The following is a 10091-nucleotide window of genomic DNA, read 5'->3' on the forward strand; positions in this document are numbered from 1 at the left end:
AACTCAAACCCAGTGATAATATTTCCTGTGGCTCGAACTTTAGTATACTTGAGGAATTCTCCTCCTTCGATTGGAAACTATCCCAAGCTTTACTAATAGGGTAGCCAAGAAATATAAATAGAATTACAAATAGTATAACTAACTCAAATAGCACAATATCATACCCCTTTTATAATAATTGTTTACACAAAGTATAAAAAAACACTCTATATTTTACCATTTATTAACGTTTGTATATATAATTTCACAAAAGATTGCACTCTCTAAATTCACAAAAAAAACGCCTAAAAGCTGAAACATTCAACTTTTTAGGCGATCTCTTCTATTTATTCTTAAACTTCTCAGTCGCTGCCCTCATCTTCACATTTAAATCGTGATCAATCGAGTCGCGAATATCTCGCTCTACTACTTCCATTTCTTTTTTGAAATTTTCCAAGTAGATCTTCAGTTCTTCTTCCTTCTCTGGTCTTTGTGAAGGTGGTAATTGTACTACCAACGATAACATCGCCGTTAAATCTTTCATTAAAAACGTTTCAAGTTTATGTTGTTGTTCAAACATGCGTTGCTCTTGGTAGTACGGAAGTGCATTTAATACTGAAATTGTAATATCATCAACCGTTCTTTGTAATGAAGGATTTATTGAGCGTTTATACGCTTGAATTGTATTTAATGCGTCTGGATAACGGTCATAAAAATACAATTTGTAAAATGATAAGTCTGTCGGTTTTACAGTTTGCTGCGTTTCTTGTCTTAAGAAATCTTTCACTTTCATCGCAGCCACATCAATATCTTCATTCGTAAGCTTTTTCGTAGTTTTTGCCATTACATGCACTTTTTTCTGCTTTTCTTTCGGTAACATCGAGAAGACTTGTTCTCTCGTACGTTGACCTGATGCACAAAATAGAGTATTTAATGTATTTTGTTCTTTCTTTCCTTCGGTGCGAATCCAGCGATAAAACAGTGGATGTTGTGTAAATTCTTGTAGAAACGGTATTGATTTGTTTGATATCTTATCTAGAGAATCTTGCGCTCTTTTATATGGCTTCGTCCATGAAAAATACAGTTTCCGCCCGAAGTATACGACTAAAACAACGACAGTAAATGCTATTAAAAGCAATGTACCGAGTAGTAATAGTACTGTTTGAATGAAACTCATTTGTTCACCTCCTCTAATAATCAGTTATTTCCTTGGACGCTGAATGAGTTTCTGCTTCATCTCATCATTAAATGTGTCTAGTTCAATAACGAACTTCTTACTTGACTCAATAATACGTTCTGACGATTTTTCAGATGCTTCAATTGCAGCGAACACATTTTGGAATGATTCACGTAATTTATCCATGCTAATAGCAGGGTTTTCAAGCAATTTCGTCGTTTCTTCTGTATTTTGTTTTAACGCTTGAGAATTACTTAATACCATCGATTCAATTGCTTCATTCGTCGCATTTACGGCATCAATTGTTTTACGTTGATTCGTTAATGCAAGCTGAATAGCAGCTGAAACTGTTACAACGTTTTGCGTCATCGTAATCGCATTACGTATTGCCTCTGTTAATTTTTCGTTATTTTTCTTAATGATGTCTACAGAAGCTATAGATTGTAATAATACACTTTTCGCTTGCTGCATATTACGTGTACGTACAAGTATCTTTTCTAATGCATCGTTAATTAACGGAATATCCCTTTGACGCTCTGGGTTTTGTTTCTCAGCTTCAAGCATGCCAGCAAGCTTTTTCCCTAAGTATACTTGTTTATCAAGAGCATGAATTTTATCGTGCGATTGTTCTTTTAACATTTCAAGACCAACCGTATCCTCTTGTAAGTTATCACGACCAATTAGAAGGGATCTAATAATTTCCTCGATTTGTTTATCTATAGATTGGTATTTATGCACGTATGTTTCAAGTGGATTTTTCTTGAATACTTTAAACATTATTTTCTTCATACCACTTGCTTTAAGTGAATTGGGATCAAGCTCTGATACCACTTTTCGTAATTCTAACAATGTATTTGGAATTTCTTCATTTTTCCCATTCATCATCGCTGTTACAGGGCGTTTTAAAGCTGATAACGTTTGTCCTGCTGCTTGTTGCTCTTTATCCCCTAAATCTCCTAGCTTAGACAATACTTTTGATAAATCTGTATTTTGCTCGCTATTTAACTTTTGTACATAAAGATCCGCTTCTTTATTTAGTTCCTCTAATTCTGCATCTTTTATAACTGTATCAACTACTACTTCTACATTATTATCTTTCACAATGGATACAGGTTCTTTTTTCTCGAGTTCAGTCAACAAAATCGCTCCTTTATTTATATGTGCGAATTTATATGCACTATATTTCATCAATTATATCGTATTTCATATACATTCTGACTGCTTGAAATCGACTTTTTTAGAAATGCCTGTTTATGCAGTCATTCCCTGTTTCTTACTATAAGTATACCTGTAATCAACATAATTTTCCTCAGACTTAAGACCTAGAGAACAACATGCTGAAGGCGGATTCTTCATATATTTCCTAAATAATTTACGTTCTTTCAATCGTGCTACACTCAATCTTTTGACATTCACCTGTTTTCAATGTGATAATTCTATTACACTCACTTCTATTTATTTTTGCGAGCTACAAATGCTCCCTTTTGAAACGCTAATAACACCGTTTCAAACGTATCATCTTCTTCAATCATTTTTATAAACTCATCTAATTCACTCGCATGAGAAGTTGCATTATCAACAACAAGAAAACCTTTTGGTTGTAACATACGTTTTATATGCTCAAACCACCACATGTATTGCGTGCGCTCTGAATCTAGGAAAATAAAATCAAATGAATGATCTAATTGCGAATCTAAAAATGCCCCGGCTTCTTGATTATGAATATCGATTCTTTGTAACAGGTTTGCCTTTTCAAAATTGACAAGTGCCTCTCCAACTCGTTCTGAAGAAAGCTCTACAGTTGTTACATTTCCATTTGTTTCTTCTACCGCATTAGCTAACCACAATGTAGAATAACCATTAGAAGTTCCAATTTCCAAGATATTTTTTGCATTACACCCTTTTACTAAAATTGATAAAAATTGCCCCATCTCACGAGAAACATTCCGTAATTTTTCTTCCCTTGTTTTTTTATTTCGATCATGCTCTTCTCCATATTGTTCAAGTTGCAATAATAATGAATCTACTGTATCCATTCTTTTCATCGCCTTTCCAAGCAATATGATGAAAAAGCTCTTGCTGCCCGTCTACTTTTTATTATATGCGAAACAAAAACCTTTTTCCTGTTATATGACAAAGATTTATAATTTTTTATAGCATATTGTTTCGTTTTTTGGTAAAGTTAATTTCTACGTGCAATTATTCCATTCATATTATTTCATATTAAAATTGCAGTTATTAAATTATATAAACCCCATTTAAATGAATCGGTATTTCAAATTCAATTAAGCGCCCTTTTCGGACGCATTTTCTTTGTTTATATATTTCCAGAAGAAAGGATGCTTACAAATGAACGTGATTAGCTTAGATGCTGCTCGAAAACGAAAGCAGCATAAAAAATTAATGATTACTATACCGATTATTACACGTATTTATGAAGAAGACGGGGAAATTAAATTTGAGGTAGCGGGCGAAAAAGATGTACCTCTTGAAATGTTAGAAAAATAATAAAAAACGCATTTCTGAAGAAATGCGCTTTTTTATATTTTTACATTTAAATGCATAAGTTTTTCAGGATTAACCACCATATAAATATTTGAAATTTTCTCATCCTCAAATGCAAACGAAAGAACATACGTTACTTTATTATTTATTGTAACTATAACTCCTGGTATACCATTTACCATTTTGAAATCAACAGTGTACTCTTCTGTCAATCGTTGTGCAATCCCAAAGAACAAACGTATAATTCGATCCGCAGAATAAATCGGATTAATCGCAGTCGTAACTTTACCACCACCATCAGCTTTGAGTATAGCATCTGTTTTTAATACTTCTAACATACCTTCCGCATCCCCACACTGTAATGATGATACAAACTTTTCAACATAAGAAGCCATTTTCTCCGTGCTTAATTTTGATTGCTTCGGTTTCTCCAAAATGCTTTTTCGTGCACGTTGAAAGATCTTCCTGCAGTTCACACTACTCTTATCAACAATTGAAGCTATTTCTTCGTATTCATAACTGAAAACCTCTCTTAATATGAAAACAATCCTTTCTACCTCAGATAGTTGTTGTAAAAGTAATAAATATGCGGTGGAAAGGGATTCTTTCATTACAAATGAATTTGATGGCTCATCACTCTCTTCTACAAGTGGCTCTGGTAACCACATCCCTACATACACGTTACGTTTATGCGCTGCCGATCGTAATTTATCAATTGAACGATTTGTCGCCATCTTACATAGATATGCTTTCATATTTTCTATAGATTGGGGATCTTCTATATTATTTACCGAGATAAATACATCCTGAACGATATCCTCAGCATCCATAACGCTCCCAAGAATTCTGTATGCTAACGAAAATAATAATGGCTGATACGCTTCATATAACTGCTCCGTTTCCATGATGAACACCCTCACTTTCATATTGCTTTAAAATGTGTAACGCTGCACGTTTCCCGCTTGCTACCGCAGCATCAGCTAATATTTCATCATGCCCTGCCCAATCTCCTGCAACATAAACACCTGGCATTTCAGGTATATTAGGGCCCGGTTTTTCAACACGGTCAATATGAGGAAAATCATGTACTACTGTTATTTTCGGTAAATATTGCTGTGCAACAACTTCTCTTTTCCAATTTGGATGTAACAACTCCATCGTACTTTCCAACTGTTCTTTATCTTCATGAATATGATTCATCTCTAGCACAGGATTATGGTACTTAATTAGACTCACTGCAATTGATCCATCTTCACTTAATTTAGCTGCTCTCGATTGATTTGTGAAAAATATAGGTTGATCTAATCCTAATACAAATTGATGTGTAGGATTGGGTAATTGTCTCAAGCCAATATCTAATGCAGCAACAGTAACCGGTACCGATTGTTCACTCCATCTATGCAAACTTGTTCCTTCTGCACCTTTTATTATTTTACAAGCTTCTTTCGGCGGAGTCGTCACGATGACTGTACCTACTTCAAAAGCCTCATCATCAACACAATGTATTCTTTGTTTATCTTCGTAATGCTCTATTTCCAAAACATGCTTTTTAGCCAAAAATTGCACCCCGACATCATTCGCTATAGCTCTTAATTTTGTTATTATCGTCTCCCAACCCCCATCTACATAAAACACTCCTTCTTTTATAGAAAGCTGTATTTGCTTTAGTACAGATGATGCTAATTGTATTGTAGGAGCAAACGTATATGTTGTTGTCCGACATAACGCATAAAATATATTGCGAACCATTGGATCTTTTATTTCATTTTCTGCCCATGTAGTTAGATTCATTTTCGGAACTTCTCCTATATCTAAATTTCCTAAACGAATCATAAGACGTGAGAATTGTACTTTTGCAGACCACGAAAGTAGTGGTGTTGATAAAATTGAGCGAAAATCTGTTGGGATGGTGAATATATCCCCTTTCCATATTCCATGTGCTTTTGTAGATGGTATTCCACCTGGAAGATTCAAACCGAGCTCATTAAAAGTTATAAACGCTGCCCCGCCTCTATATAAAGCATGTGCACCAAGATTCATGCAGATTCCATTTTTATTTATAGTCATCCCTCGGCCACCGAGTTGACTGGATTTTTCTAATACAATCACTTTCTTTCCAGCTTTCGCTAAATATATAGATGCTGTTAATCCAGCAAGCCCACCGCCAACAATTGCTATATCAAAAGTATTCATAATAAAATCCCTCCTTATCATTCTACATACAAGACGAACGATTAAGGAGGGATGTGACATGAAATTAAATTTTTATTACCCTACTATATTTCATTACTTTTTAATTCGATCATATTGCATACGAAATAACTCAATTGCAAATGGAATATCCTCTTCACTCTTTATATAATAACTGATCCATCCTGATTCAGGTAATATGTGATGTGGTTTTACCAATCCTCGGTTCACTAATTCATCTCGCTTTAACTTCGGAAATGGTAAATCAGCTAATTTATCACCATGAAGATGGCCAAGTTCTTTCTTACCATAATTTATTTCAATACCACCAAATCGATGCGGTTTTTCAGAAACACCCGCCCAGCTGAGTACTTCATTTCTAATCATTTCACTATATGACATGAACATTCACTCCTTATAAATGATTGATGTAATTTTAAATTAACATTTTCATTACTTTTTTCCATCAATCCAAAGTATGAATGGGAATACGAATATAGTTTGGTATTAACACCTTATTCTTTATGGAATAAGTGAATTTATTAATCTACTGACAACAGCACAAAACAAAGACTAGACACATATCCTAATTTTGTAACCTAACTTACCTATAGAAAGGCGGGTAATACAATTGACTTCCAACATAGACTATACCTCCCCCTCAACCAATTTTACTTATGATGTAAATAAAAGTAATTTTTTTCGGAAAGATGCCCAAAATTATATAAATGTACTTGGTATTAAACAATTAAATACTTTAGAAAATACTTCATTATTAGATATTTATTTAAGTACAGGAAATGTTGTAGAACCACATATTCATCAAAATGCAGCTGAACTTGTTTATTGTATTTCAGGGTCTGCTGTTGTTTCTTTACTTAATCCATTTACGAATCAAATATTAAACTTACCGATAAAACCCGGGCAAGTTGCCAATATTCCACAAGCGTGGTGGCATTATGAAATTGCTACAGCAGATAATACTCATTTATTAGCTATTTTCAATGCCCCAGCGCCAGAAGTTATTTTTGGCTCTGACATTTTAAGATTAACTCCGGCTCATATGATGGCCCATACTTACTGCCTCAATGAACAACAATGGAAACAAGCGGTTTCTCCTATTCAATCAACTACTGTAATTGGTCCTCCGGCAAACTGCAATCAAAACCGTGAAATGAAAAATTATCCAACCCAGCCCCTCGCTCAACAACATAGTCCGTATCACCAAGATTCTTATTACTTTCCTCTTTACTGGGGTTATTAATTTGTGAATTTTCAAAATAATCATCATTTATCTCCTGGGAAAATACCGAGGAGATTTTTTATTGTATCTTCTCTTTCTATTAATAATAGTAACAATTGATAGTGTACATACATATAATATTTATATATTAAATTGGAGGTGATAGTACTATGAGTAATTATAACTATCGAAAAAACTACTCTTATAATAAAAATAGTAGCTCTTCAGCATCCTCTCAATCTTCCAATTCTCAATCACAAAGAGACTTAGCCGAGCAAGGCTATGTAAAGAAAAAAGGATGTAACTGTAATAAAAATAAATAGTTTATTTTATGGATGAATTCTTTTTAAAAGAATTCATCTTTTTTTGCTGATCGGAATTTTTTAAAGTTACATAACTTATGCCTTAAATGAGAAAGGGTAAATTATACTTTTTTATACGAACTTAATAAAGAGTAATTATTCAATTGATTTATTACTTATTTCCCTAAAAAATATAGTCCTTCCTAAATTTATTAGGAAGGACTATATACAAACCCCTGTTTAATTTCCTACTAAACATTGTAACAAATTAAACGATGTTAATACCTGCACTTACAAATCCAGCAACTGCAGCTATCGGACTTGCTGCTGTTAATGAAACGTATAATAATACTTTATCCCCAGCTGCTACTGGAATAGCTTCAGCTATGATCCCTGATGATGTAGAACCAATCGCTATTGCGGCAAATGCTGGTGTTAATAATAGAGGTGCGCCTTGTACTGTAAACGTATTACTTGCTGCAGGTGCAGTTAATATTTGTATCTGCACTTGAACAGGTGATAATGGAGCTAATGCAGCTGTTGCACTAAAGAAACCTGCTAATGACGTAATAGTTCCTGCGCGCGGTGCTACAAATGCATAATCACCTATACCTAATGCTAATGTGATACTTGTTCCACCAGTTAAAGCTACACCAGGCTGACTAAATCCAAATCCAAGAAGAGTTCCTGTATTAGCTATTAACGCATTAACTAACGCAGATGGTGTTGTACCGGAAGCAAACGGAATAATAGCTCCGCCACCAGTTGCACCAGTTGCACCAGTTGCTCCTGTTAAGCCCGTTGCACCAGTTGGGCCTGTTGCACCAGTTGGGCCTGTTGCACCAGTTGGACCTGTTGCTCCTGTTGCTCCTGATACTCCTGTTGGACCTGTTCCTCCAGTTGCACCAGTTGGGCCTGTTGGGCCTGTTACTCCTGCACCAGTTGGACCTGTTGCTCCTGTTGCTCCTGTCGCTCCTGTTGCTCCTGTTGCTCCTGTTGCTCCTGCTCCTGTTGGACCTGTTGCTCCTGTTGCACCAGTTGCCCCAGTTGCCCCCGTTGCTCCGCCACCAGTCGCTCCTGTTGGACCTGTTGGGCCTGTTGGGCCGCCTCCTGGAGTAGCACCAATTAATTGAGTTAATAAGTTTAATAAAAGTTGTAAACTTGCAGGGTCAATAATTAAAGAGAAGAAGAATGGTGCAAGAGCACTGTAGAATTGTTGCAATAAGGAAAGTAATTTGCTTAAATCTGGGTTAGGAGACTGTAGTACGTTGATAATACTTTGAATTAATTGTTTTAAATAATTCCCTTCTGGAGAAGGTGCTAATTCATTTAGTAAGTTCAATAGTTGAGTAAACAAATTGAGTAAAGCTAATCTGTTTGCATCACTTGGATTTGCAAAAAACGCTGCAATAGCCGCTATTAAAGAGTTTAGTAAAGTAATTAATCTACCTAATTGCTCACTAGTAATTGGAACTGTTTGTGGATTGTTACAACATTCTGGAGTGAAAACAATCGGATTATTGCAGTGGTTATGACCAAAACAATTATTATTTGTCATTTATGTCCTCCTTACTTGTTTTATATTTGAGTTTTTCCTATTATAAGGATCAAAAAGTTGTGAAAGAGTATGTGTTATATATTGACTTAAAATAGGAAACATGAAATATAATTAAACTTGAAAACACTATTTAATTATGTTCATGACTCACATATTAATTATATGTTTTTAATAATTGACTGCTTAGATTAAATACCTAAACTTAAGAGTTTATTTTATTTTTCCACGTTTATCTCTTAGGTTCAAATACACATTTTAATTGGAATACAAAAACCGAATTTACGATTAACAAATATTCCGCAAGTAACAACATCATTTTTTTCATATAAGTAAAGAACATTTCTTTACTAAAATTGGGCTCACCCTATAAAGGTAAAGCCGTTTCTATTATAAAAAACTCTCATACTATATAGTGGACAAGTTATTTTATACTTCGTTCTAATAAAATATTGTAAGGAGTGAAAATTAATTGCCTATCATTCAACCATTTATGGCATCGAGAAGATTTACATCTACACTAGGAGTCGGCACAGGTACAGGTGCAGCTTTTGCAATTGCTGCCACAGCCTGTTTAAACGATGCGGGTACTACTGCAACTGCTTTTCCGACTTTCACGTATTACAACTTATATGTAAACGGTATTCTTCAACCAAGCGTGAACTCCAGTGTTACTACTGGTCCTACTGGTGCTATTACAATTCCTGGTGGGGATGCATTAGACGGCGGAATTCCAATTACAATTGAATTTATCGTCACTTAATGTTAACGAATGTAATTCAGAACAAAAAAGACAGATTCCTTTTCATTAAGAATCTGTTTTTTTTAATTAATAATAATAAATTGTAAAATAATTGAAGAACCTTGCGATGGTGGTTGGTTATCCAATAAAGTTAGTTTACCAGTACTAACTTCATAGAATGGTTGTGGTTGCAAAATTCCATTGATAAACAAATTTATATATGAGACCTCACTAGGTGATAGTATATTCGTTGTACCATATTGAGCTATGCCGTCTGCATCTGTGTATATAAGTTTCTCTCCATCTGAAAAAGTGTAATATAACAAATTAGTTGTTGTTATAGGGCCAATCCCCCCAGTAGGACCTGTTGCTCCCGTTGCTCCTGTTATTCCTGTTGT

Annotated in this window: 11 protein-coding genes; 3 read left to right on the plus strand and 8 right to left on the minus strand. The window is 34.7% G+C overall.

What is annotated here, in order from left to right; translation table 11 throughout:
- Positions 1–322 precede the first annotated feature (322 nt).
- From MR170_RS28450 to MR170_RS28460, 3 genes are all read right to left on the minus strand, one after another.
- The gene (locus tag MR170_RS28450; protein WP_000008372.1) at positions 323–1156 is read right to left on the minus strand and encodes a DUF3974 domain-containing protein; all 834 of its coding nucleotides are present in this window, start codon (positions 1154–1156) and stop codon (positions 323–325) included.
- Positions 1157–1180: 24 nt separating this feature from the next.
- Positions 1181–2293 carry a toxic anion resistance protein gene (locus MR170_RS28455; protein WP_242310294.1) on the minus strand — a complete coding sequence of 371 codons (1113 nt, stop codon included), beginning with the start codon at positions 2291–2293 and terminating at the stop codon, positions 1181–1183.
- A gap of 314 nt (positions 2294–2607) precedes the next feature.
- A complete protein-coding gene (locus MR170_RS28460; protein ID WP_002094007.1) occupies positions 2608–3201 on the minus strand; it encodes an O-methyltransferase in 594 nt (197 codons plus the stop codon).
- A 304-nt stretch (positions 3202–3505) separates the two neighbouring features.
- On the opposite strand from MR170_RS28460, the gene MR170_RS28465 reads away from it, so the two are divergent.
- Positions 3506–3664: a hypothetical protein gene (locus tag MR170_RS28465; RefSeq protein WP_001100984.1), complete on the plus strand. Its 159-nt coding sequence runs from the start codon at positions 3506–3508 to the stop codon at positions 3662–3664.
- Between the two features lie 32 nt (positions 3665–3696).
- Here the strand turns inward: MR170_RS28465 and MR170_RS28470 are convergent, their stop codons facing one another.
- The 3 genes from MR170_RS28470 to MR170_RS28480 all read right to left on the minus strand — a co-directional run bounded on the left by MR170_RS28470 (position 3697) and on the right by MR170_RS28480 (position 6253).
- On the minus strand, positions 3697–4566 hold the full coding sequence (locus tag MR170_RS28470; RefSeq protein ID WP_242310296.1) for a sigma-70 family RNA polymerase sigma factor: 870 nt from the start codon (positions 4564–4566) through the stop codon (positions 3697–3699).
- Positions 4544–5854, minus strand: a complete 1311-nt coding sequence (locus tag MR170_RS28475; RefSeq protein ID WP_242310298.1) for a phytoene desaturase family protein — start codon at positions 5852–5854, stop codon at positions 4544–4546. The genes MR170_RS28470 and MR170_RS28475 overlap by 23 nt, the downstream gene beginning before the upstream one ends.
- A 93-nt stretch (positions 5855–5947) precedes the next feature.
- Positions 5948–6253: a luciferase domain-containing protein gene (locus MR170_RS28480; RefSeq protein WP_016081649.1), complete on the minus strand. Its 306-nt coding sequence runs from the start codon at positions 6251–6253 to the stop codon at positions 5948–5950.
- Between the two features lie 229 nt (positions 6254–6482).
- Here MR170_RS28480 and MR170_RS28485 point away from each other — a divergent pair, with 229 nt between their 5' ends.
- Positions 6483–7115: a cupin domain-containing protein gene (locus tag MR170_RS28485; RefSeq protein ID WP_016081650.1), complete on the plus strand. Its 633-nt coding sequence runs from the start codon at positions 6483–6485 to the stop codon at positions 7113–7115.
- A gap of 549 nt (positions 7116–7664) precedes the next feature.
- On the opposite strand, the gene MR170_RS28490 is transcribed toward MR170_RS28485, so the two are convergent.
- Complete coding sequence (locus MR170_RS28490) at positions 7665–8954, minus strand: exosporium glycoprotein BclB-related protein (protein ID WP_242310300.1); 1290 nt, start codon at positions 8952–8954, stop codon at positions 7665–7667.
- 469 nt (positions 8955–9423) lie between these two features.
- Here MR170_RS28490 and MR170_RS28495 point away from each other — a divergent pair, with 469 nt between their 5' ends.
- Complete coding sequence (locus MR170_RS28495) at positions 9424–9714, plus strand: DUF4183 domain-containing protein (protein WP_016081652.1); 291 nt, start codon at positions 9424–9426, stop codon at positions 9712–9714.
- Between the two features lie 62 nt (positions 9715–9776).
- On the opposite strand, the gene MR170_RS28500 is transcribed toward MR170_RS28495, so the two are convergent.
- The coding region (locus MR170_RS28500) for a DUF4183 domain-containing protein (RefSeq protein ID WP_242310302.1) at positions 9777–10091 on the minus strand (315 nt) is incomplete at its 5' end.

It is taken from the genome of Bacillus cereus group sp. BfR-BA-01524, from assembly GCF_022662595.1.
In the GTDB taxonomy this organism is placed as follows: domain Bacteria; phylum Bacillota; class Bacilli; order Bacillales; family Bacillaceae_G; genus Bacillus_A; species Bacillus_A thuringiensis_S.

Bases quoted from the DNA above. Each gene is read 5' to 3' on its own strand.
- MR170_RS28460 (WP_002094007.1), bottom strand. From the start codon at position 3,201: ATGAAAAGAATGGATACAGTAGATTCATTATTATTGCAACTTGAACAA.
- MR170_RS28465 (WP_001100984.1), top strand. From the start codon at position 3,506: ATGAACGTGATTAGCTTAGATGCTGCTCGAAAACGAAAGCAGCATAAA.
- MR170_RS28450 (WP_000008372.1), bottom strand. From the start codon at position 1,156: ATGAGTTTCATTCAAACAGTACTATTACTACTCGGTACATTGCTTTTA.
- MR170_RS28490 (WP_242310300.1), bottom strand. From the start codon at position 8,954: ATGACAAATAATAATTGTTTTGGTCATAACCACTGCAATAATCCGATT.
- MR170_RS28470 (WP_242310296.1), bottom strand. From the start codon at position 4,566: ATGGAAACGGAGCAGTTATATGAAGCGTATCAGCCATTATTATTTTCG.
- MR170_RS28480 (WP_016081649.1), bottom strand. From the start codon at position 6,253: ATGTCATATAGTGAAATGATTAGAAATGAAGTACTCAGCTGGGCGGGT.
- MR170_RS28475 (WP_242310298.1), bottom strand. From the start codon at position 5,854: ATGAATACTTTTGATATAGCAATTGTTGGCGGTGGGCTTGCTGGATTA.